20 protein-coding genes are annotated in these 23,157 nt (G+C 70.9%); 7 read left to right on the forward strand and 13 right to left on the reverse strand.

Translation table 11 applies throughout. The annotated features are described in order from the left end of the window. Positions 1 to 103: 103 nt before the first annotated feature. From IM770_RS16440 to IM770_RS16465, 6 genes are read left to right on the forward strand one after another with little or no spacing between them, the layout of a single operon-like run. Positions 104 to 1,498, forward strand: coding sequence for an ABC transporter substrate-binding protein (locus IM770_RS16440; RefSeq protein WP_203582236.1), 1,395 nt, complete (start codon positions 104 to 106; stop codon positions 1,496 to 1,498). After that, on the forward strand, positions 1,495 to 2,454 hold the full coding sequence (locus tag IM770_RS16445) for a carbohydrate ABC transporter permease (RefSeq protein ID WP_203582237.1): 960 nt from the start codon (positions 1,495 to 1,497) through the stop codon (positions 2,452 to 2,454). The genes IM770_RS16440 and IM770_RS16445 overlap by 4 nt, the downstream gene beginning before the upstream one ends. After that, positions 2,451 to 3,320: a carbohydrate ABC transporter permease gene (locus tag IM770_RS16450; RefSeq protein WP_203582238.1), complete on the forward strand. Its 870-nt coding sequence runs from the start codon at positions 2,451 to 2,453 to the stop codon at positions 3,318 to 3,320. Before IM770_RS16445 ends, IM770_RS16450 begins: the two co-directional genes overlap by 4 nt. After that, positions 3,317 to 4,705: a Gfo/Idh/MocA family protein gene (locus tag IM770_RS16455; RefSeq protein ID WP_203582239.1), complete on the forward strand. Its 1,389-nt coding sequence runs from the start codon at positions 3,317 to 3,319 to the stop codon at positions 4,703 to 4,705. The genes IM770_RS16450 and IM770_RS16455 overlap by 4 nt, the downstream gene beginning before the upstream one ends. Continuing rightward, positions 4,698 to 6,878 (forward strand): alpha-N-acetylglucosaminidase, encoded by a 2,181-nt coding sequence (locus IM770_RS16460; protein WP_203582240.1) that lies wholly within the window; start codon positions 4,698 to 4,700, stop codon positions 6,876 to 6,878. Before IM770_RS16455 ends, IM770_RS16460 begins: the two co-directional genes overlap by 8 nt. Further along, positions 6,875 to 8,371 (forward strand): arylsulfatase, encoded by a 1,497-nt coding sequence (locus IM770_RS16465; protein WP_203582241.1) that lies wholly within the window; start codon positions 6,875 to 6,877, stop codon positions 8,369 to 8,371. Before IM770_RS16460 ends, IM770_RS16465 begins: the two co-directional genes overlap by 4 nt. A gap of 240 nt (positions 8,372 to 8,611) precedes the next feature. Here the strand turns inward: IM770_RS16465 and IM770_RS16470 are convergent, their stop codons facing one another. The 5 genes from IM770_RS16470 to coaBC form a co-directional block, all read right to left on the reverse strand. Then, the gene (locus IM770_RS16470; RefSeq protein WP_203582242.1) at positions 8,612 to 9,640 is read right to left on the reverse strand and encodes an ATP-dependent 6-phosphofructokinase; all 1,029 of its coding nucleotides are present in this window, start codon (positions 9,638 to 9,640) and stop codon (positions 8,612 to 8,614) included. Between the two features lie 241 nt (positions 9,641 to 9,881). After that, positions 9,882 to 12,035 carry a DEAD/DEAH box helicase gene (locus IM770_RS16475; protein ID WP_203582243.1) on the reverse strand — a complete coding sequence of 718 codons (2,154 nt, stop codon included), beginning with the start codon at positions 12,033 to 12,035 and terminating at the stop codon, positions 9,882 to 9,884. Between the two features lie 265 nt (positions 12,036 to 12,300). Next, a complete protein-coding gene (locus IM770_RS16480; protein WP_307785489.1) occupies positions 12,301 to 12,918 on the reverse strand; it encodes a hypothetical protein in 618 nt (205 codons plus the stop codon). Positions 12,919 to 13,069: 151 nt separating this feature from the next. Further along, positions 13,070 to 13,966 carry a glycerophosphodiester phosphodiesterase gene (locus IM770_RS16485; RefSeq protein ID WP_203582245.1) on the reverse strand — a complete coding sequence of 299 codons (897 nt, stop codon included), beginning with the start codon at positions 13,964 to 13,966 and terminating at the stop codon, positions 13,070 to 13,072. Between the two features lie 79 nt (positions 13,967 to 14,045). Next, positions 14,046 to 15,281: a bifunctional phosphopantothenoylcysteine decarboxylase/phosphopantothenate--cysteine ligase CoaBC gene (coaBC, locus tag IM770_RS16490; protein WP_203582246.1), complete on the reverse strand. Its 1,236-nt coding sequence runs from the start codon at positions 15,279 to 15,281 to the stop codon at positions 14,046 to 14,048. A gap of 68 nt (positions 15,282 to 15,349) precedes the next feature. Here coaBC and IM770_RS16495 point away from each other — a divergent pair, with 68 nt between their 5' ends. After that, a complete protein-coding gene (locus IM770_RS16495) occupies positions 15,350 to 16,066 on the forward strand; it encodes an NRDE family protein (RefSeq protein WP_203582247.1) in 717 nt (238 codons plus the stop codon). Here the strand turns inward: IM770_RS16495 and IM770_RS16500 are convergent. From IM770_RS16500 to IM770_RS16535, 8 genes are all read right to left on the reverse strand, one after another. Continuing rightward, entirely contained in the window at positions 16,026 to 16,604 is a 579-nt protein-coding gene (locus IM770_RS16500) for a hypothetical protein (RefSeq protein WP_203582248.1), read from the reverse strand. The two genes, IM770_RS16495 and IM770_RS16500, sit on opposite strands and share 41 nt — an antisense overlap. A gap of 160 nt (positions 16,605 to 16,764) precedes the next feature. Beyond that, positions 16,765 to 17,628, reverse strand: coding sequence for an aldehyde dehydrogenase family protein (locus IM770_RS16505; protein WP_203582249.1), 864 nt, complete (start codon positions 17,626 to 17,628; stop codon positions 16,765 to 16,767). After that, positions 17,625 to 19,121 (reverse strand): aldehyde dehydrogenase family protein, encoded by a 1,497-nt coding sequence (locus IM770_RS16510; protein WP_203582250.1) that lies wholly within the window; start codon positions 19,119 to 19,121, stop codon positions 17,625 to 17,627. The genes IM770_RS16505 and IM770_RS16510 overlap by 4 nt, the downstream gene beginning before the upstream one ends. A 33-nt stretch (positions 19,122 to 19,154) precedes the next feature. Next, positions 19,155 to 20,162, reverse strand: a complete 1,008-nt coding sequence (gene deoC / locus IM770_RS16515) for a deoxyribose-phosphate aldolase (protein ID WP_203582251.1) — start codon at positions 20,160 to 20,162, stop codon at positions 19,155 to 19,157. Positions 20,163 to 20,213: 51 nt separating this feature from the next. Further along, a complete protein-coding gene (locus IM770_RS16520; protein WP_203582252.1) occupies positions 20,214 to 21,158 on the reverse strand; it encodes a sugar-binding transcriptional regulator in 945 nt (314 codons plus the stop codon). 86 nt (positions 21,159 to 21,244) lie between these two features. Then, entirely contained in the window at positions 21,245 to 21,625 is a 381-nt protein-coding gene (locus tag IM770_RS16525; RefSeq protein WP_203582253.1) for a hypothetical protein, read from the reverse strand. Between the two features lie 112 nt (positions 21,626 to 21,737). Further along, entirely contained in the window at positions 21,738 to 22,709 is a 972-nt protein-coding gene (locus tag IM770_RS16530; protein ID WP_203582254.1) for a bifunctional riboflavin kinase/FAD synthetase, read from the reverse strand. After that, positions 22,706 to 23,149, reverse strand: coding sequence for a hypothetical protein (locus IM770_RS16535; RefSeq protein WP_239066345.1), 444 nt, complete (start codon positions 23,147 to 23,149; stop codon positions 22,706 to 22,708). Before IM770_RS16535 ends, IM770_RS16530 begins: the two co-directional genes overlap by 4 nt. Positions 23,150 to 23,157: the final 8 nt, after the last annotated feature.

Raw genomic sequence — 23,157 nt, forward strand, 5'->3', positions numbered from 1 at the left:
AGATTGCTCGCCTGGCGGGATGATCGCACCGTCGGTGCAGCGTCGATGCTGCACCGCTTCGCCCCGTTCCCGGCGCTCGCGCCACGACAAGAGGAGTGATGCAATGACCCGGACCCCCACACAGCGTCTCGTGGCTCCACTCGCGATGGCGGCGGTGCTCGGCCTGCTGGCCGGCTGTTCCGCCGGCACGTCCGACACCCCTGACTCCGCCACCGAAGAGGCGAGCGGCAGCGTCGTCTTCTGGACGCCGCAGACCACGCCCGACCGCCTCGCCGCCCAGGAGGCGGTCGCTGCCGCCTTCACCGAAGAGACCGGCATCGATGTCGAGGTGGTGCCGATGGCCGGTGCAGATCAGGACCAGGCGCTCGTGACCGGTTCCGCCACCGGCGACGTGCCCGACGTCATTCTGCACTCGTCGAACCAGACCGGCGCCTGGACGTCGCAGGGCCTGCTGGACGCCGACGCCGCCACCGCGACGGTGGAGGCGCTCGGGCTCGACACCTTCAACGAGCACGCGATCGATGCCGTGACGATCGACGACCGGATCTCGGCCGTCCCGAGCGACGGCTGGACTCACCTCATCGCCTACCGAGCCGACCTGCTGGAGCAGGCGGGCGTCGACGTCCCGACGAGCGTCGAAGAACTGGCCGACGCCGCCACGACGGTCAAGGAGGAGCTCGGCATCACCGGACTCGCGTTCGGCACCCAGGCGGGCACCGCGTCCGCGACCGAAGGCATCCAGTCGATCTTCCAGAGCGCGGGCTGCGAACTGGTCGAGGACGGCGAGGTCACGATCGATTCCGACGCGTGCACCGAGGCCGCCGAGCAATTCCTCCAGCTGCGCGATTCGTCCGTCGCCGGCGACTTCGACGTGACCAGTGCCCGGGCCGCGTACATGAACGGCGACGCCGCCATGCTGCTGTTCTCGACCCACATCCTCGACGAGCTGGCCGGACTCGACGAGGCGACGCCCGCGACGTGCCCCGACTGCGCCGCGCAGCCGACGTTCCTCGCCGACAACACCGAGTTCGTCACCGTCTTCAATGAGGACGACCCGGCGCAATACGGCGCGATTCTGAGCTACGGCATCCCCACGGGCGCCAACACGGCCGCCGCGCAGGAGTACATCGAGTACGTCATGAGCACGGGCTACATCGACACTCTCGCGGTCGCGACGGAAGGTCGCATTCCGCTGCGCAACGGCACCGCCGACGACCCGACCGAGTTCATCGAGGCGTGGGGCGGGTTGGGCATCGGCCCGGGTCAGACCATGACCTCGGTCGAGCTGTACGGCGAGGAGTTCGTCGACGGCATGCGTGACGGCATCAACTCTGTCTACCTCTGGGGCATGGGGACTCCCGATGCGACGCTCGCCGGCCTGGTGTCCAGTCAGGGTGTGCTGTCGGGGCAGATCGACCAGCTCTACAACGGGGTTCCCGCCGATGAGGTGACAGCCGCGATGAAGGCGGCCGTCGAGGAGGTACAGGCGGGCCTGTGACCACCGGAGTCCTCCGTCACCGCTGGGGGCGGCCTCGCAGCCGCTCTCAGCGGGACAACCGCAACGGCCTGCTCCTGACCGCCCCGACCTTCCTGGTCATCGTCTTCGCGTCGCTTCTGCCGCTGCTGCTGGTGGTGGTCTTCGCGTTCAGCGAGATCCGCCTCGTCGACATCCCCCGCCTGGGCACCGAGCCCATCGACTGGTCGCTGGAGAATTTCCGCCGCGCGCTCGCCAATCCCGCCTTCTGGCGTGCGCTCGGCACGACCCTGCTCTACGCAACGCTCACGATGATCGGCTCTGTCGGGCTCGGCCTCGTCCTGGCGCTGGCTCTGCGCCGGCCCTTCCCCGGCCGCGGAATCGTCAGGGCGCTGCTGCTGGTCCCGTACGTGCTGCCGGTCATCGCGGCCGTCACGATCTGGCAGACGATGCTCAACCCGCAGTACGGCGTGATCAACGCGTTCGGACGCGAGGTGATGGGGTGGGAGCAGTCGATCGGCTTCCTCAACACCACCACGACCGAGGTCTGGGGCGTCCCCATCCCGCTGTCGCTTCTCGTCGTCGTGGCATTCGAGATCTGGACGTCGGCGCCCCTCTCGTTCCTGTTCATCACGGCTCGGCTGCAGGGGGTGTCACCGAACATCGAAGAGGCCGCGGCGCTGGACGGAGCCAATGGGATGCAGATCATCGGCCGCATCGTCCTGCCTCAGCTCAAGGGCGTCATCCTGCTCCTGTGCCTGCTGCGATTCATCTGGACCTTCCAGAGCTTCAGCGAGATCTACCTGCTCACCGAGGGCGCAGGCGGCACCCAGGTCATGGCACTGAAGGTGTACACCGAGCTCGTCACCCGCGCCGACATCGGCAGCGCCGCCGCCTACGGACTCCTCATGTCAGTCGTGCTCATCTCGCTCCTTGCCGTCTACGTCGCGCTCTCCCGGCGGAAGGTGGACCTCGAATGACCCGTCGCCGGTCCGCCTTGCGGCCGCACCCGCTGGCCACCGCCGGACGCGTGGCGATCATCGCGCTCGCGCTGATCGGCGCCCTGGGCCCCGTCCTGTACGGCTTCGTGCTCTCGCTGCGTCCGTACACGTCGGTCGTGCAGGCGCCGCTGGATCTCATCCCGGCCTGGGACGAGCTCGACTTCTCGGGCTATACGACGGCGATGCTCGACCCCGCCCAGGGCGGATTCGGTCTCGGGCGGTTCGTCATCAACTCTCTGCTGGTCGCCGCTTGCACGGTGGTGCTGTCGATCATCGTCTCGATCCTCGGCGCCTACGCGGCCGCACGACTGCGCTATCGCGGGCGCGGCTTCGTGAACGGCATCATCCTGGGCGTCTACCTGTTCCCCGGGATCGTGCTGTCGGTCCCGCTGTTCGTTCTGCTCGCGAAAGCGGGTTTGACGGGCTCGCTCGTGGGGCTCTTCCTGGTCTATGTCGCGACGACCGTGCCGGTGGCCATCTACATGCTGCGCAACTACTTCCAGGCGCTGCCCGAGAGCGTGGAAGAGGCCGCGATCGTGGACGGCGCCTCGCTGCCGCAGATGCTGCGCAGCGTCGTGCTGCCGATCGCCCTTCCCGGCGTCGTCGCGACCGCCATCTATGTCTTCATGATCGCGTGGAACGAGTACTTCTACGCGCTCCTGTTCCTCGTGCAGGACCGCGAGCTCTGGACGGCGCCGCTGGGCATCTCGCAGCTGGCCGACTTCAACGTGCCGGTGACCGTGCTGCTGGCCGGCTCGCTCGCCGTCACGGCACCGGTCATCGTGCTGTTCTTCGTCGCGCAGCGATACCTCGTCGAAGGTCTCACGGCAGGAGCGGAGAAATGACCCGACAGCAGCGTCTCGTCGTGATCGGGGCCGGTGGCCGCGGGCGCGACGCCTACGGTCGCTGGGTGATCGAGCACCCCGACCGCGCCCGCATCGTCGCGGTGGCCGACGTGTCCGAGCCCCGACGCTCGGCTCTGGCCGCCGAGGCCGGCGGAGCCGCCGAGTACGGCGACTGGCGCGATGTCGTGGCGGATCTCGCCGCGCTCCGAGCCGATGGCGTGGTGATCGCCGTGCCCGACGCGCTCCACGTCGACGTCGCCGTCGCGGTCGCCGAGGCCGGCATCCCCTTCCTGCTCGAGAAGCCCGCCGCTCCCACCCTCGCCGAGCTCTCGCGCCTGGCTCGGCACGTCGCGGACACGTCGTCACGGCTCGCGGTGGGCCACGTGCTGAGGTTCACCCCGTTCTGGCGCTCGATCAAGCGCATCCTCGACTCGGGCGCGATCGGACGCACGATGACCCTCGAGGTGAGGGAGAACATCGGGTTCTGGCATTTCGCTCACTCCTACGTGCGCGGCAACTGGCGCAGCACGGCCCGAGCCGGCGCGATGGTGCTCACCAAGACGTCGCACGACCTCGACCTCATCCGGTGGCTCGCCGGCTCCGCGCCCGACTCGGTGTACAGCATCGGTGAGCTGACATGGTTCCGTCCCGAGAACGCCCCTCCCGGCGCGCCGCAGTTCTGCCTCGACGGCTGCCCCGTGGCCGACAGCTGCCCGTTCTACGCACCCCGCTATTACGTCGACGCCCTCGCGGGCGTGTCAGGTCATCCCGTGCACCTGCTGGGCGCGGACACTTCCCCGGCGGGCCGTCTCGCAGCGCTGCGCACGGGCGACTACGGGCGCTGCGTGTACCGCAGCGACAACGACGTCGCCGATCATCAGCAGACGACCATGATGTTCCCGGGCGGCCTCACGGCCACGCTCACCGCATCCGCGTTCACCGCCGAGAACACCCGCAACGTGGCCATCACCGGCTCGGCCGGACAGCTCACGGGTCACATGGAGAGCGGCGAGATCGTCGTGGACCTGTTCTCGCCGACGGCGACGCTCCCCCACGATCTGCCGCTCGCCTCGCACACCGCTGAGACCAGGCAGCCGATGGGACACCGGCGGCACACGCTTCACGTCGCGATGCCCAACGCCGACCTGGGCGACCACGCCGGTCATGCCGGAGGCGACGCGGCCCTCATGGCCGAATTCGTCGACGCACTGGTCGCCGGGACGGTCGGAGCGGGAGAGCTCTCGTTCGCCACGGCGCTCGACAGCCACCTCATCGCGTTCGCCGCCGAAGAGTCCCGCCTATCGGGCACCCCCGTCGACTTCGCCGCGTGGACCTCGCGGCTCGACATCGCCCCGTCGCCGAAGGAGTCGCCGACGCATGAGTGAGCCGGAGTTCGCGAGCGCCCTGCGCCGCCTGATCGCCCGCGCCGGCGGCGATGCGTCGCGGGTCCGCGTCGAGCAACAACCTCGGATCGGGGATGCCGCAGCCACCGGCTCGTTCCACGCCGACGGCGGTACCCTCACGCTGCGGGCAACGGACCTCGTCGCGGCGGCGAGCGCGTTCGCGCACTACCTGCAGTCCCACGGACAGCGCCTCACGTGGGAGTCCCCGGTCATCGCGCCCCGCTGGGACGCCTGGCCCGATGCCCCGGAGACGGCGCAGGCGACGGGCTTCGGCATCCGCTATCACCTCAACGTCGTGACGCACGGCTACTCGACGGCGTACTGGGACTGGGCGCGCTGGGAGAGGGAGCTCGACTGGATGGCCCTGCACGGGGTGACCCATCCGCTCGTCCTCACGGCGTACGAGGTCGTTCTGGCGGAGGCGCTGTACCGCTCGGGTGTGGGCGCGGACGAGGCCCGCGCCTGGGTGGGCGGCGCCGCCACGATCCCTTGGATGGCGATGGGCGGACTGCACGACTTCGGGGGCCCGTTGTCGCCGACGTGGGCGACGCGACGCGTGGAGCTCGCGCGCCGCATCCTCGCCCGCACCCGCGACCTGGGGATGACGCCCGTGCTGCCGGTTACCGGCGGGCACGTGCCCGCGTCGCTCGCGGGCGAGGGGTCGGCAGAGATCGACTGGCAAGGGTGGCGGACCCCCCTGCTGGCCCCGGCATCCCCCGACTATGCGAACTTCGCGCGCACCTTCCTCGAGGCGCAGCGCGATCTGCTCGGCGACGCGGGGGCGCAGCCGTGGTTCGCCGTCGACCCGTACATCGAGTCGCTCCCGCCATCCGGCGATCTCGACGACCTCGCCCGCGCAGGGGCCGGCGTGCACCGGGCATTGACGTCGGTGCATCCTCGGGCGACGTGGCTGCTGCAAGGCTGGCCTTTCCACTATCACCGCGGGTTCTGGTCGCGGGAGCGGATCGCGGCCTACCTGTCGGGCGTTCCCCGCGAGCGACTCGTGCTGATCGACCTGTGGGGCGAACACGCACCGATGTGGCGCGAGGGCATGCACGGGCGGCGATGGCTCTGGACCGCCGTCCACAACTTCGGCGGGCGCTTCGCTCTGTTCGGGGATGTGCGTGGTCTCGCCCGAGACATCGCAGAGCTCGCGGCGCGGCATCCGGATGGCCTGGAAGGCGTGGGACTCGCACCTGAGGCGATCGAGAACAACACGGTGTTCTACGAGGCCGCCGCCGACGCCGTATGGCGCGAGCTCGACGTCGACGAGTGGCTCGCGGAATTCGCCGTGCAGCGGTACGGCGTCGACGACCCGGGCGCCCGCGAGGCGTGGCGGCTGCTCGGCGCGACTCTGTATGCCCCGGGCCGCACCCGGTCCATCCCCTCCCCCGTGATCGCGCGCCCGTGGACCGCGTCGGCGCCGTTCGCGACGCAGCGTCTCGCCGGCGAGGCGCTGCCGGCCGAGCCCGCGCGGATGTCGGCCAACATCGACGCCGAGAACGATCCCGCCGTGGAGGGCGACCTTCCGGCCATCGCGCGCGCCGCGCGACTGCTCATCGGCCTGGATGAGCTCGCCGTGCATCGCGACGCGCTCGAGCGCGATGTCGTCGAACTCACGGGGCACGTCGTGGCTCAGCAGTTCCGGCAGCACATCCGCGGGGTACTCGGTGCGTGGCGTCAGCACGATGCCCCTGCGTTGCGTGACCATGCGATGCGGCTGCAGGACGACCTGCGCGCCCTCGACGACCTCGTCGCCACGCGGCCGGAGTCACGTGCGTCGACGTGGATCACGGCAGCCCGCTCGTGGGGCGGCGATCCTGACGAGGCCGACATCATGGAACACGACGCCCGGAGCCTCGTTTCGGTCTGGGGCCATCAGACCAGCGGCCTGCACGACTACTCCGGCCGCCACTGGTCCGGACTCGTGCGCGACCTGTACGCGCCGCGCTGGGCGGCGTGGACGGATTGGCTCGCGGACGCCGCCGAGCGCGGCAGCGCACCGGACGAGCGCGCGCTTCAGGAGCGGATCGTGCACCTCGAGGAGTCGTGGCGCACCGCGGTCGGAAGCGAAGACGGGTCGAGCGCCGCACCTCTAACTGTCGCCGCGGCCACCCTCGACCGGCTCGGACTCTGTGCGGGGGCGAAACCGTGATCACCCGACCGAACGTCCTGCTCATCGTCACCGATCAGCAGCGCTGGGACTCCCTCTCGTGCGAAGGCGGCTTCGCCCCGACCGCGAACCTCGACCACATCGCCGCTGCCGGCACGCGGTTCCGCAGCGCCTACTCGTGCACGCCGTCGTGCACGCCCGCGCGCGCATCGCTGCTCACCGGCCGCGATCCGTGGCGCACCGGCATCCTCGGCATGGGGCCGGGGCAGCCGCCGCTCGCGGGACTGACCGACACCCTCCCCGAGGTGCTGGGCAGAGCCGGCTACCAGACGCACGGCGTGGGCAAGATGCACTTCACGCCGCAGCGCGCACGCTACGGGTTCGACGAGACAGTACTGGACGAGTCGCTGCGGGTGCAGGACGACCGCTTCGTGTCGGACTACACGGCGTGGTTCGAGCGCAACGCCCCTGCCGATGTGAAGCAGGCCGATCACGGGGTCGACGTCAATTCTTGGATGGCGCGCCCCTCCCACGTGCCCGAGCACCTGCACCCCTCGACATGGACTGCGACCGAATCGATCCGCTTCCTCGAGCGGCGGGACCCCACCCGGCCGTTCTTCCTCATGACGTCGTTCGCGCGTCCCCACTCGCCTTACGATCCCCCGGCGTTCCACTACGAGCACAACCTCGAGCGAGGGCGCGCCGGGATGATCCCCGATCCGGCGGTGGGCGATTGGGCGCGCATCCACGACATCGAGGGCCGCGGACGGGCGGACGTGAACGGGTGGCGCGGCCGACGCAGCGATGACGAGATCCGGCGGGCCCGCGCCGGCTATGCCGGCCTCATCCATCACATCGACGACCAGATCGGCCGCCTGATGCGCGTCCTCCGGGACCGCCGACTGGACGACGACACGATGATCGTCTTCGTCTCGGACCACGGCGACATGCTCGGAGATCACCATCTGTGGCGCAAGACCTACGCGTACGAGGGGTCCGCCCACGTGCCGCTGCTCGTGCGCCTGCCCGCCGCGCTGCGCACCGACGCCGACGCACGCACGGCCGACGAGCCGGTGTGCCTGCAGGACGTCATGCCCACGGTGCTCGACGTGTGCGCCGTCGAGGCGCCCACCGGCATGGACGGCCGGAGCGTGCTCCCGCTCATCCGCGGCGGCGCACCCTGGCGCGACGTCGTGCACGGAGAGCACTCCATCTGCTACGACCCGTCGCAGGAGACGCAGTTCCTCACCGACGGTCGCTGGAAGTTCGTGTGGTTCCCGCGCAACGCTCCCGGCGCACCCGCGGAACAGCTGTTCGATCTCTCCGCCGACCCTTACGAACGACACGATCTCGCCATGCGAGCGGAGTACGCATCGGACGTGCGCCGGTGGCGCCGGCGCCTGGCCGAGATCCTCGCCGCGCGCGATGCCGGCTTGGTCGACAAGCGCGTCCTCGTCCCGCAACACGGTCGGCCGCCGCTCGTCTCGCCGGCAGCCGCGGACCGCCGCCCGCCGACCCCCTCATCAGCCCCGTGACCTCGGACGCGACCGGATGCCGCGGGCCGAGGCATCCGCTCCCCCCATCCGCCGAGCCAGGGGCTGACCGGCGAAACCGTCGTGCCCTCACCGAAACAGGGCATTCCCGCCGAAACCGGTGACGACGTCCTCGGTCTCGCCGGAAATCCCTTGGCTCGACGACATCGACGGACAGTCACCACGGCAGCCGTGCGGACTGCGGATGCCTCGGCGCGAGGCATCCGCTGTCCGCAGGCGGGCTCAGCCGAAGAGGGCTGCGGCCTCTTCGTAGCGGTAGAGCGGCACCGTGTTGAGCTCGCCGAGAGCGTCGGCGAAGGGCACGCGCACGATGTCGGTGCCGCGCATCGCCACCATCTGACCCCACGCGCCGTCGACGACCGCGTCGGCGGCGTGGAGGCCCAGGCGGGTGGCGAGCACCCGGTCGAAGCCCGAAGGCGAGCCGCCGCGCTGGATGTGGCCGAGGACGGTCGAGCGCGTCTCGATGCCGGTGATGTGCTCGATCTCGGGCGCGAGCACCTCGCTGATGCCGCCGAGGCGCGGACGGTTGAACGCGTCGAGGCCCTTGTCGCTGTACGCCTCGTCCATGCCCTTCAGCGTGAAGCCCTCCGACACGACGATCAGCGGCGCGCGGCCACGATCGTGGGCCCGCGTCACGAGCGCAGCGATCTCGTCGATCGACATCGGAACCTCGGGGATGCAGATGGCGTGGGCCCCGGCGGCCATGCCGGCGTGAAGGGCGATCCAGCCGACGTGGCGGCCCATGACCTCGGCGACCATGCAGCGCTGGTGCGAATCGCCGGTGGTGCGCAGGCGGTCCATCGCGTCGGTGGCGATGTTGACCGCGGTGTCGAAGCCGAACGAGTAGTCGGTCGCACGCAGGTCGTTGTCGATCGTCTTCGGCACGCCCAGCACGTTGATGCCGTCGTTGGCCAGGCGGTTGGCCGCGGCGAGGGTTCCTTCGCCGCCGATCGCGATGATGCCGTCGAGGCGGTGGCCGTACATCGTCTTCGCGATGTTCTCCGCGCCGCCGCGGGGGCCCTCGTACGGGTTGGTGCGGCTCGTGCCGAGGATCGTGCCCCCGACCTTGGACAGGCCCTTCACCTCGTGCCGGGTGAGCGGGAAGAAGTCACCGTCCACCACGCCGCGCCATCCGTCGCGGATGCCGACGAACTCGAGGTCGTAGGTCGTGGTGCCCTTGAGCACCACGCCACGGATGACCGCGTTGAGTCCGGGGCAATCGCCGCCGCTCGTCAGGATGCCGATCTTCATGCTGTGTTCCTCGCAAGTCGGGGGAAAAGGACGGCGACGCTGCCTCCCCCGACATTAGTGCCGGAAGCCCACGACCTGCCACACACGCGGCTGGTCCACGAGCGGTCAGTCCGCGGCGCGCTGCCAGTCATCGTTCTCCCGCGTCCACCGCACGTCGCCGGTCCGGGCACCCTGTCGACGACCGCGGCCGGGCATGCGACAGGGGCGGCGCGCACGCGCACCGCCCCCGTCACGAACCGACCTACGCCGCGCCGAGCGCCTGGCGCAGCAGGTGCATGAGCGCCGAAAGCTGCACGGAATCGCTCGACTGCGGGTCGACGGCCTCACCGTCGAGCGCGCGGGCGGCGAGCCCCTGCTTCGAGTCGATGAGCTCGGCGATCTTCGTGTCGATCGTGTGCGCGGCGATGATGCGCCACGCGGTGACCGGCTCGTCCTGACCGATGCGGTGCACGCGGTCGATCGCCTGCGTCTGCTCGGCCGCCGTCCACGACAGCTCGGCGAGCACGACGTTCGACGACGCCTGCATGTTCACACCGACGCCCGCCGCCGTGAGCGAGCAGACCGCGATCCCCACCTCGGGGTCGTTGTTGAACGCGTCGATCGCCTGCTGACGCGACGACGACGGCTGGTCGCCGCGCAGCGACACCGTCTTCAGGCCGGCCGCGGCGAAGTGCGCCTCGGCGGTGTCCATGACGTCGATGTGCTTGGCGAAGAAGACGACCTTGCCGACCGAGCGCTGCAGCTGCACGGCGTAGTCCGCGGCGAGCACGGCCTTGGCCTGGCCGATCTTGCGCACCATGGTGAAGACGTTCTCGGAGCCCGTCCCTGCGGCCTTCGACTCCTCGAGCTCGTTGTGGGCGACGAGACGCACGATGTCGTCGTCGATGTGGCCCGGACCGTGGCCGCGGTCGCCGCGCGCCTCGATGATGCGGCGGTACTTCGCCGCGAGCCGCTCGCCCAGCTCGCGCTCGGCCTGGCGGATCGAGCGACCGAACTCGTCGTCGAGCTGCACGGGCAGGTCGGCGATGAGCTTGTCGGGCAGGTCGGCCGCGACATCCTTCTTCTTGCGCCGCACGATGCCCATCGAGATGACCGCGTCGCGCGCGTGGGGGTAGAAGGACTTGTCGGCGGGGGTCAGCCCGGTCTCGTCGAGCTTCTCCATGAGGACGGGGCCGGGCTTCTCGCCGTTCGTCCACCCGAGGAAGCGCCAGATCGCGTCGAAGTCCTCGACGTCGTTGATCAGCGGCGTACCCGTGAGAGCCAGCAGGAGAGGGTTGCGCACCTGCTCGCGGATGCGCGTGGCGAGGGCCAGCACGTTCTGCGAGCGCTGCGAAGTGAGGTTCTTGATGAAGTGCGCCTCGTCGACGACCATGCCCTTCAGGCCGATCGTCGACAGCCACGAGAGGTGACGGTCGAGGATCTCGTAGTTGACGATGAAGACGTCCGCGAACGCGTCGATGTCTTCGCCGTCGCCCTGGATCACGGTGGCGCGCCGCTGCGGCGTCCACCGCTCGACCTCGCGGGCCCAGTTCATCTTCACCACGTTGGGGACGACGGCCAGCAGCGGGTAGGCGTCGGCGACGGATGCCGCGAGCACCGACTCCGCCGTCTTGCCGAGGCCCGGCTCGTCGGCGAGGAGGAAGCTGCGGTGACCGGCGCGCACGGACTCCAGGAACCGCGACTGGTGCGGCATCACCTCGAGGCCCTTGGGCGACATGCGGTCGAACTCCGGCACGGGCGGGAGCTCCATCGATGCGCTCGCACCGCCGGCGCCGGTCTCGAACGCCTTGTACAGCGGGCCCATCAGCTCCCAGCTGTCCAGGCGCCGGCGCGGCGTCTCCTTCGGAGCGCGCACCGAGAGATCGGGCGCCAGGAACGGGTTCGCCTCGCGGCGCGCCTCGACCTGCTGCGGCACGACCTGGCGCTCGGCCAGCGCGGCCGGCACGACGGTCGCCGCGACCGGCGCGACGTCGGTGATGATGAGCTCATCCGGCGGCAGCTCGGCGCCGGACTCCAGCAGCCAGTCGCGGCGCATGCGGCGCGCGACCGGCGACGTGGCCTGGTCGACCTCGAGCAGCTGGATGAGCGAGGTGTCGCGCGCGGCGGTCTTCGCGAGGATGGTCGCGACGCCGTCGAGCCGCTTCAGCAGCTCGGCGCGCGCGGCATCCGTCAGCTCGCCGTCTTTCTTCACGCGGGCGCGCTCTTCGCGCACCAGGAACGCGATGACCTGGAACTTGACGCGGTTCGTCGGGCCCAGCTTGCCGCGCTGGGCCTTGGCCTCGACCTCGCGCACCTTGCGCGCGAGGATCGGGATGATCGGGGCCTCGTCGTCGCGGCGCGCGGACGAGGACTTGCGGCGACGCTGCGCCGTCTGGGCGGGTGCCGTGGTCGGCATGCTCCTCCTGAGCGTGAGTGCCGGTTGGGGACCGGCGAGGATCGGATGACACCGATGGTTCTGCGTGCTCCCGCGGGCGGCGCGGACGCCGTCGCGAACGCGGGATCGGGAGGTGGCCGCCGCCGGTCGCGGGCACTCGCTTCAGCGAGCTGCGACATCGTCTGCGGTTTCCCTCGGCCATTCTACGGGACGACGGCCCCGCGCAGGGAAGTCGGCCCGCCGTGCAGTCGCAGATTCGCGTGGGACGGGCGAGCGGATGCCGCGCTCAGCCCCAGATCGTCGCCACGATGTCTTCGGTGTAGCCGTGGGGAGCGAAGTTGATCCACGCGGTGGTCACGAGCCCGCCGGCGCCGACATACGCCGCCTCACCGCGTGCGTACTCCTCGTCGTCGAGCGTCACGCCCTTCTGCTCGATCCGGCAGACGGTGCCCTCTCCGAGCGCCTCGCAGCCGTAGCCGGCCTGCGGCAGCGCGGCCAGGATGGCCGACCCCTCGGCCGCGTCGATCGCGGTGACGTTCGTCGCCAGGCCGTACTCGCTCGGCTGACCCCACGAGCACCGGAGAGTGGCCGCCCCGCCGTGGATGACCTCGAGGAGATCGGCGTTCTCGCTCGACAGCATCGTGACACCGGGATCGTTGAGGGGCGGGTTCGCGGACTGCAGCTCGGCGAGCATCGCCGGCGAGTAGATCTCCTCGCACGTGCCGGGCACCTCCCAGCCGGCCTGGGGCTCCGCGGTCTCAGAGGGTCCGGCGGTCGCGGTCGGCGTGGGGCCGGACGGGCTGCTCGTGGGCGTGGCGGACGGCGTGCTGGTCGGTCTCGCCGACGGCTCGGCCTGACAGCCGGTGATCAGGCCCGCCGCCAAGAGGGCGATGCCGCCGATCACGGCCCACCTCGACCTGCGCTGCTGCCGCATCGGCCCGCCTGCTCTCCCGTGCCCAGCCGCCCCGCGGCTGCTGCTTTCGAGACTAATGACGTGCGAGATCGGATGCCACGGGCCACGCCGCGCGGACCGCACGACTCGGGCGGACACGGAGTCAGGGACCGGCGTAGGCGCTCTGCCACTCCGAGAGGGTGTGCGGATCGTCGGTGACGATGCCGTCGACGCCGAGCGCGGTGACGGCGTCCCACTGCGTGTCGCGATTGAGCGTGTACACCACGACCCGCGCTCCGATCGCGTGCAGTTCGTCGACGATGCCCGGGCGCGCCAGGACCGCCTTGCGGCTCACCACCACGCCACGGGCGCCGGACTCCGCGACGGCACTCACGACGTCGGCGGGCAGGTGCTTGAGGATGAGCAGCCGCGACAGGACGTCCGACTCGACCGCCGCGAGTGCCAGCGTCCGTGCGTCGAAGCTCGCGAACACGATGCGGTGCTCGAGGCCGCGCGCCGCCACCTCGGCGACGGCCGCGTCGACGGACTCGGCATCCCACGCCCCCTTCAGCTCCACGATCGCGCGCCCTCGCGCCGCCACGATCGCATCGAGGAACTCCGCGAACGTCGGAACCGGCGTGCCGGCGTAGGCGGGGTCGAACCACGATCCGGCGTCGAGCGCGCGGACGTCGGCGAGCGTGAGCGAGGCGAGCCGCCCGTGACCGTTCGTCGTGCGGTCGACGCTCTTGTCGTGCATGAGCACGGGGTGGCGGTCGGCGGTGAGTGCGACGTCGACCTCGACGTACTCGAACCCCGCGGCGAGCGCGGCGGTGACGGCCGGCAGGGTGTTCTCGGGCGCGGTGGCCGCTCCCCCGCGATGGCTCGCGATGAAGGCGGCGTCGCCGGGCGTGCGCTCGTCACCGAGGAGCTCCGTCGAGGTGACGCGCGCCGGCGCGGCTCCGAGGAAGGCGATGACGAGGCTCGCGATGGCGAGCACGCACATGACGGCTAGGGCGTGGATCCGGTCGCGGGCGCGATCGGATGCCGCGGAGTCGGGCATCGGGCATGTCCTCCGGGGTCGTGCACCACGTCGTCGTCGACGTGGTGCGGACCACTCTACATGCGCCGTTACTGTTTCGTTACTTTGCTTTGGCTTGGTTTTCGCGCACCACGAGGACCGCGTCCCACAGCGCCTCGGCGACGTCCTGCTTGCTCCCCCGCCGGGCTGCGACGACCTCCCCCGCGACGTCGATGATCGTCACGGCGTTGTCGGCCGACTCGAAGCCCTTGGACCAGCCGACCTCGTTCACGGCCAGGAGGTCGGCGCCCTTGCGCGCGGCCTTCCGGCGTCCGCGGTCGAGAAGGGTCTCGCCGTCGCCCGGCGTCTCGGCCGCGAAGCCGACGATCGTCTGGTCGCGACGCCGCCCGCGCACCAGGCCGGCGAGGATGTCGTCGTTCTCGACGAGGTCCAGGGTGACGCCGCCGACCGGCGCGGACTCCTTCGCCCGCTTCAACGGCGACACCTCCGCCACCCGGTAGTCGGCCACGGCCGCCGCCATCACGATCACGTCGGCCGTCGCGGCCGCATCCTCGACGGCGGCGCCAAGCTCAGCGGCGGTTCCCGCGCGCACGACCCGCACGCGAGGGCGAGCGGATGCCGCATCCAGCACGCCGTCGTCGACATGAGCGGCGACCAGCACCACCTCCGCTCCGCGTTCCGCGGCCGCGAGGGCCACCGCGACCCCCTGTCGCCCGCTGGAGCGGTTGCCGATGTAGCGCACGGGATCGATGGGCTCCCGGGTGCCGCCGGCGCTCACCACGACGCGGAGCCCGTGGAGGTCGGCCGATTCGGCGTCGACCGCCGCGAGCGCGGCGTCGACGATCACCTCGGGCTCCGACATCCGTCCCGGCCCGCTGTCGCCGCCGGTGAGCTCGCCTTCTTCCGGCCCGACGACGATGACGCCGCGCGAGCGCAGGGTGGCCATGTTCTGGACTGTCGCGGGATGCCGCCACATCTCGGTGTGCATCGCCGGCGCCACGACGACCGGTGCCGTGGTGGCGAGTAGGGTCGTTCCGAGGAGGTCGTCCGCGAGTCCCGCGGTCATCTTCGCCAGGGTGTTCGCCGTCGCGGGTGCCACGATCACGAGGTCGGCCGCCTGGCCGAGCGCGACGTGACGCACGCGTGCGACGTCGTCATGGACGGAGGTCGTCACGGGGTGGCGGCTGATCGCCTCCCACGTCGGCAGCCCCACGAAGCGCAGCGCGTCTTCGGTGGGGATGACGTGGACGTCGTGCCCCGCCTTCACCAGCAGGCGCACGACCTGAACCGTCTTGTAGGCGGCGATGCCACCGGTGACCCCGACCACGACGAACACCCTCCGATCTTGGCACGACTACCCGACGCGCCGGCCACCGGCCGGCGCACGACCCCTGAGGAGCCCGCATGTGCACCGTCGTGATCCGCGTCCCCGACTCGGCGGACGAGCCCACGCGCGTGCTCGCCATCCGCGATGAGGATCCCGGCCGGCCGTGGAACCCGCTCGGGCGCTGGTGGCCAGAGCCGCATGACGGCATCGTCGGCGTGCGCGACGTGCGCGCCGGCGGCGCCTGGCTCGCCGCCGATCCCGACTCCGGGCGCCTCGCGGTACTCCTGAACCGCGCCGACGAATCCACCCGCCCCGAGTCCGAACTCGTGTCGCGCGGCGGCCTCGTGCTCGACGCGGTCGCCGGCCGCTCCCCCTCGGGCGCGCCGGCGACGCACGGCTTCAACCTCGTCGAGGTGGAGGGATCGCGGGCGCGCGTGCTGACATGGGACGGCGTCACCCTGCGCACCACCGAGCTGGCGCCGGGCACGCACATGATCGCGCACGACGACGTCGACGATCCCGCCACGCCCCGCATCACGAGGTGGCTGAGCGACTTCCAGGCCGCCGAGCCCGCCGGCGGAGGACGATGGTGGATGCCGTGGGTCGAGGTGCTGGAGCGCTCGGCCGAGCTGCCCCCGACCGACGACGGCGCCATCATCCGCGACAACCGCCCGTACGGCTACCCGACGCTGTCGCTGCTGGCCTGCGTCGCCTCGGTCTCGGCCGACGACGTCGAGGTCCACTACGGCGAACTCACCCGTCCCGGGGAGTGGGGCGGGCTCGCGCTGGAGTGACCTCCGAGCGGCGCCGCGCTCGGCCTCGACGCCGGATCGCGCCCACCGCCCAGAAGATGAAGACCCAGACGCCCAGTACGTTGACCGTGAACAGCAGGAGCACCCACGCCCAGCCGAGGGCGGGTGGCGCAGCGCCCATCGCCAGGCGCGCGAAGAGGTAGGCGACGAGCGACAGCGTGAAGAGCGTCCCCGCCCAGCGGTGCAGCAGATAGAGCCATCCGAGCGGCGAGCCGGCGCGGACGAAGGGCTCACGGCCCCGGCGGACGAGATCGACCAGCAGCGCGACTCCGAGGCCCGCCACCGTGGCGATGAGCACGAGCGTCACCGGCAGGTTGACGGCTCCGCCGCCCTCGGCTTCCAACCTGAAGACCTCTACGACACCGGCGACGCCCGTCGCACCGGTCTGTTCGTAGACGTACGGCAGCGTGAGGAGGGTTCCGATCGACACCCAGAAGAACAGCAGCAGACCCGCCCACCGGTGGACGATGCGGGCGACGCGCATCGGGCGCATCGCTCGGCGCGGCGAGACTTCAGTCATGGCCTGCTCCTCGATCGCCGTTGATCGCGTGCATCGCATGCGTGCGGCTCACTATGGCAGAGGGGACGGCCGCCCACAACGGGGTCACGAAACGCCGGGCGGCACGGATGCCTCGTCTCGAGGCATCCGTGCCGCTTCCGGGTGTGGTGCGCCGGCGCTGTTACACCAGGCTCTTCGTGTGCCAGACGGTCTTCGTCTCGGTGAACGCGGTGATGCGGGCGAGGCTCGGGGCCGCGGCATCCGTCCCGTTCTCCGGCGGCAGCACCCGCGTGAGCGTCTCTGCAGCGGCGATCTGCAGGTCGACCCAGTCGAGATCACCCGCGCCGACGAGATCGAGCGCGTGCACGTCGGGGTGCGACGCGAGCCAGGGCGCGAGCTCGGCGGGAGAGCCGGTCAGGACGTTGACGACGCCCCCGGGCACGTCGCTCGTCGCGAGCACCTCGGCGAGTGAGATCGCCGACAGCGGGTACCGCTGCGAGGCCACCACCACGACCGAGTTGCCGGTGACGAGCGCGGGCGCGATGGCCGACACGAGTCCGACGAGGGCGGTGTCCTGCGGGGCGATGATCCCCACGACCCCGGTCGGCTCGGGCACCGAGATGTTGAAGTAGGGCCCCGCGACCGGGTTTCCGCTGCCGGCGACCTGGCCGAACTTGTCGCACCACCCCGCGTACCAGACCCAGCGGTCGATCGCCTCGTCCACCTCGGCGGCGGCAACGGATGCCGACACCCCGGTCTGCTGGACGATCTCGTCGACGAACTGGGCGCGGCGGCCCTCGAGGATCTCGGCGACGCGGTAGAGGACCTGGCCACGGTTGTAGGCGGTCGCGCCCGACCAGCCCTTCACCGCGCCGCGAGCCGCGACGACGGCATCGCGGGCGTCCTTGCGCGACGCGAGGGCCGCGTTCGCGAGGAAGTCGCCCTTCGGCGTCGCCACCTCGTAGGTGCGACCCGACTCGCTGCGCGGGAAGGCCCCGCCGATGTAGAGCTTGTAGGTCTTCGGGATCGTCAGTCGCGTGCTCACGCCGACACCTCCTTCTTCGAACGTCCGGATTCGACGCGGCGGGCGGGGTCGAGCGCCGAGCCGCCCTTGAGGTACGCGGCGAGGCCGTGGCGGCCGCCCTCGCGGCCGTAGCCCGACTCCTTGTAGCCGCCGAAGGGCGACGACGGGTCGAACCGGTTGAACGTGTTCGCCCACACCACACCGGCACGCAGACGGTCGGCGACGGCGAGGATGCGCGAGCCCTTGTCGCTCCAGATGCCCGCCGACAGGCCGTACGGCGTGTTGTTCGCCTTCTCGATGGCCTCGGCCGGCGTGCGGAAGGTCAGCACCGACAGCACCGGCCCGAAGATCTCATCTCGCGCGATGCGGTGGCTCGCCTGCACGTTCGTGAAGATCGTCGGCGCGAACCAGAAGCCGTTGTCGGGGATGACGCAGTCCGCGCTCCAGCGCTCCGCGCCCTCGTCCTCGCCGATCCGGCTGAGCTCGCGGATGCGGTCGAGCTGTTCGCGCGAGTTGATGGCGCCGATGTCGGTGTTCTTGTCGAGCGGATCACCGAGGCGCAGCGTCGACAGCCGGTTCTTCAGCCGGTCGACGAGCTCGTCGTGGATCGACTCCTGCACCAGCAGGCGGCTGCCCGCGCAGCACACGTGGCCCTGATTGAAGAAGATGCCGTTGACGATGCCCTCGATCGCCTGGTCGACGGGGGCGTCCTCGAACACGATGTTCGCCGCCTTGCCGCCGAGCTCGAGCGTGAGCTTCTTGTCGGTGCCGGCCACGGCCTTCGCGATCTCGCGGCCGACGGCGGTGGACCCGGTGAAGGCGACCTTGTTCACATCCGGATGCCGCACCAGCGCCGCTCCGGTGGCGCCGGCGCCCGTGACGATGTTGACCACGCCGGGCGGCAGGTCGGCCTGCTGCAGGATCTCGGCGAACAGGAGCGCCGACAGCGGCGTGGTCTCGGCGGGCTTCAGGACGACGGTGTTGCCGGCGGCGAGCGCCGGCGCGATCTTCCACGCCAGCATGAGCAGCGGAAAGTTCCACGGGATCACCTGACCGGCGACGCCCAGCGAGCGCGGGGCCGGCCCGAGTCCGGCGTAGTCGAGCTTGTCGGCCCACCCGGCGTAGTAGAAGAACCACGCGGCTACGAGCGGCACGTCGACGTCGCGGCTCTCCTTGATGGGCTTGCCGTTGTCGAGGCTCTCCGCGACGGCCAGCTCGCGGGCCCGCTCCTGCACCAGGCGCGCGATGCGGAAGAGGTACTTGCCGCGGTCGCGGCCGCTCATCTTCGACCACGTCTTGCCGTACGCGCGCCGCGCGGCGACGACGGCGGTGTCGACATCCGCCTCGCTCGCCGACGCGATCGTGGCGATGTGCTTCTCATCGGCCGGCGAGATGGTGCTGAACGACTCGCCCGAACCCGGGCGGAAATCGCCGTCGATGAAGAGGCCGTACTCGGGCTTGAGGTTCAGGATCGCGCGGGACTCCGGCGCGGGGGCGTATTCGAGGAAACTCATCTGTTCTTTCCCGTTCAGTCGCCTGAGTGCGGCTCAGTCGATCGTCACGTAGTCGGCGCCGGTGTAGTGCCCGGACTTCAGCTTCTGGCGCTGCAGCAGCACGTCGTTGAGCAGGCTGGACGCGCCGTAGCGGAACAGGTGGGGCTGCAGCCACTCCTCTCCGACCGTCTCGGCGACGGTGACGAGGTACTTGATCGCGTCCTTCGAGGTGCGGATGCCGCCCGCGGGCTTCACACCGACCTTCTCGCCCGTCGCGCGGTGCCAGTCGCGCACGACCTCGAGCATGAGGAGTGTCGTCGGCAGCGTCGCGGCCGGCTGCACCTTGCCGGTCGAGGTCTTGATGAAATCCCCGCCGGCGAGGATCGCGAGCCACGACGCCCGCTTGATGTTGTCGTAGGTGTTGAGCTCGCCGGTCTCGAGGATCACCTTGAGCGACGCGTATGTGCCGTCCTCACGGCGGCAGGCCTGCTTGACCCGGGCGATCTGGTCGAAGACGAGACCGTAGCGGCCGGCGAGGAAGGCTCCCCGGTCGATCACCATGTCGATCTCGTCGGCGCCGTGCGCGACGGCCTCCGCCGTGTCGGCCAGCTTGATGTCGAGCGACGCCCGCCCGCTCGGGAACGCGGTCGCGACGGCCGCGACGCTCACGCCGCCCTCGTCGGGATCGCCGTGCGCCGAGCCGAGCGCCTCGACGGCGTACGGCACCATGTCGCCGTACACGCAGACAGCCGCGACGCGCGGCGTCGTCGGGTCGGAGGCGTCCGGGTTCAGCGCCTTCGCAACGAGCGATCGCACCTTGCCCGGGGTGTCGGCCCCCTCGAGCGTCGTGAGGTCGATGAGCTCGATGATCTTGTCGAGCGCCCACGCCTTGGAGGTGGTCTTGATGGAGCGCGTGCCGAGCCCGGCCGCACGCTGCTCGAGACCGACCGCGTCGACGCCGGGCAGGCCGTGCAGGTAGCGGCGCAGCGTCGTGTCGTCGGGTTGGCCGCCCAGCAGCTCGACGGCCCGCTCGGGCAGCGTCACGATGGAGGTGCCTGACATGTCTTGACCTGGCTTTCGTCGGAGGTGGAGTTCGGGGGGCGGCGGTGCGGGTCAGCCGTCGAGGAGGTGATGCGCGGTGGACTCGTCGGTGACGAGAACCGTGCACAGTCCGGCCGTGACGACCGCGGCGGCCACCGCGCGCTTGGGCTCACCGGCGACCGCCGCGATCGCGAGCTCCGCGCGGCGGAGGTCATCGAGGGAGAGCCCGACGGTGCGGGCATCGAGGGCGTCGTCGACGATGCGGCCGGCGGCGTCGACATATCGTCCCAGGACGTCGCCCACGGCGCCGGCCGCGACGAGGCGGTCGATGTCGGAGGGGCTCAGGTAGCCGCTGTCGACATGGACGGACCGGTGGTCGGCAGCCCCGGCGCTGAACAGGTAGGCGTCGGCGGAGCGGGCGATCTCGAGCACGCGCGCCACGACGCGGTCGGCCTCGATGGCCTCCTTGGTGGCACGCTGTTCGAGGATCGCGGGACTCGGCAGCAGCGCCGCGCTGCCGCCGCCCTTCTGCGCAATGCTGACCGCCGTGGCGGCGGCCGTTCCCGGCCGGGGGCTCATGCTGACACCGCCGTTGATCTGCACGACGTCGGTGCCCGCCGACCAGCCCTCGCGCAGGTGGTGCGCGACATCGGAGAGCGTCCGGCCCCAGCTGACGCCGAGTACGCGCGGGCTCGGCCGGAGGGCGGCGAGATAGTCCGCGGCGGCTTGCGCGACACGCTGCTGCAGCTCGTCCTCGCTGCGCACACCGGCCCGCGAGACCACGACGGCGTCGCGAAGGCCGTGCTGGTCACGCAGTCGGCGCTCGAGCTGCGGGCGACGCGCGCGGGAGTGGAGGATCTCGATGCGGACGAACCCCTCCTCCTTCGCCTGGGTGAGGAGGCGGCCCACCTTCCAGCGAGTGATCTGCAGGTTGCGGCCGATCTCCTCCTGGGTGAGGTTCTCCTCGTAATAGAGCTCGGCGGCGCGGATGGAGAGAAGCTCGTCGACGGCGTCCACGATCCTCCCTCCGTCGTCTCCTCAGGCTGACACAGCGGCGCGCCGAAGTGCAACATCTGCACAGAGTTTGCTCATGTGAGCACCGATCACGAATGAGATTCTGCCGCCGGGTTCGGCGCGACGCTCCCCCGGGAATGCCGAAGAAGCACGATGACCCCGATCCCGACCACCACGACGAAGGCGATCGACAGCGTGATGAACGCGAACCAGTTGCCGTCCAGGGCGAGCACGATCGCCGCGGAGATCACGGCGATCGCCGCCGCCGTCAGCTTCGACGCGAACTTCATGCCCACGCCGGGAGTCAGCCGGCCGGGCGGCGAGTCGCCGCGCGCGAGGATGAGGTCTGCGAACGCGTCGAGCGTCGCCAGCAGCGACGCCGAGTACGCCACGGCACAGCCGAGCGCGCCCCACAGGTTGACGGAGTCACCTTCCGCCGCCTCGGCGGCCATCAGGACCAGCGCGTGCACGCCTCGATGGTAGGGGCGGGGCGCGGCGCGGTCTACAGGTCCGGTGTGCGCCGCGGGTCGGATGCAGCGAAGCCGAGAAGCGACTCCCCGAGTTCGTCCGGCGTCACACCGATCAGCTCAGTTGCGCGCGCACCTTCGCGACGTCGTCCGTCATCTGCGCGATGAGGGGCCCGATCCCCTCGAACGCGACCATCCCGCGGATCCGCGACACGAACTCGATCTCGACGGTGTGCCCGTACAGATCGAGCTCGGTCTCGTCCAGCACGTACGCCTCGACCTGTCGAACGGCGACGTCGTCGAAGGTCGGGTTGGTGCCGATGCTGATGGCCGCGGGGTACCGCACGGTGCTGCGCGGCTCGGATGCCCCGTCCCCGGGCGCACCCTCGTCGACGAGCCAGCCGGCGTAGATGCCCTCGGCCGGCACGAAGCCCTCGAGGTCTTCCGAGAGGTTCGCCGTGGGAAAGCCGAGCTCGCGGCCCCGCTTCACGCCGTGCACCACTTCACCGCGCACCGCGTGCGGTCGGCCGAGCAGCCGGGCCGCCCCGGCGACGTCGCCGGCGTCCAGCAGCTCGCGCACCCACGTCGACGACACGCGCCGCCCGGCGTCGATCGCGCGCACGTCGTCGACCACGTCCACCTCGAAGCCGAACTCCGGTCCGAGTTCGCGCAGCAGGTCGGGGTTGCCCGCTCCCCCGCGGCCGAACCGGAAGTCGGCGCCGACCATGACGACCCGCACGCCGAGCGCCCCCGCCAGCACGTGCTCGACGAACTCGCGGGCGCCGAGATCGGCCAGCGCGCGGTCGAAGGTGAGCATGAGCGTGGCATCCACTCCCGCGTCGGCGAGCAGTCGGAGCTTCTGCTCGACCCCGACCAGGCTGTCGGGGCAGATCTCGGGGCGCAGGAGTGCCAGCGGGTTGCGGTCGAACGTGACCGCGACGACCCGCGCACCCGAGGCCGCAGCATCCACCCTCGCTCGATCGATCACCGCGCGGTGACCGGAGTGCACACCGTCGAACTTGCCGATCGCGACGACCGACGGACCGAAGCCCGCCGGCACCTCGGCGGGGTCGCGGAAGACGATCACGACGCGACCGCCGCAGGCGAAGGCGCCTCGGCCCCGGCGGTCGGCCGGTGGACCGCAAGCCACCAGATGCCGAGGAACGGGAGCACGAGAGGCACGAACAGGTAGCCCCTGCCGAACCACGACCACACGGTCGGGTGGGCGAAGAGCTCGGGCATGACCAGGCTCAGCGCGCCGATCACGAGCACCCCCACCAGCTCGAAGACGATGGCGACCCACGCCACGACGTACCAGCCGGGTCGTCCGGCGAAGACGAGAGCCAGGGTCGCGACGATGTAGACCACGGCGGAGAGCGCCGACAGCGAGTACGCGAGGGGTGCTTCGTCGAAGCGCTCGACGATCTGCACGAGGGACCGACCGGTGGCGCCGAGCGCCATGATCGCGTAGACGATCACGAGCACGCGGCCGATGCCGGTCATGCGGGGGCGGGCGGAGGTCGACATAACCAGAC

This window comes from Microbacterium hibisci (genome assembly GCF_015278255.1).
GTDB lineage: Bacteria > Actinomycetota > Actinomycetes > Actinomycetales > Microbacteriaceae > Microbacterium > Microbacterium hibisci.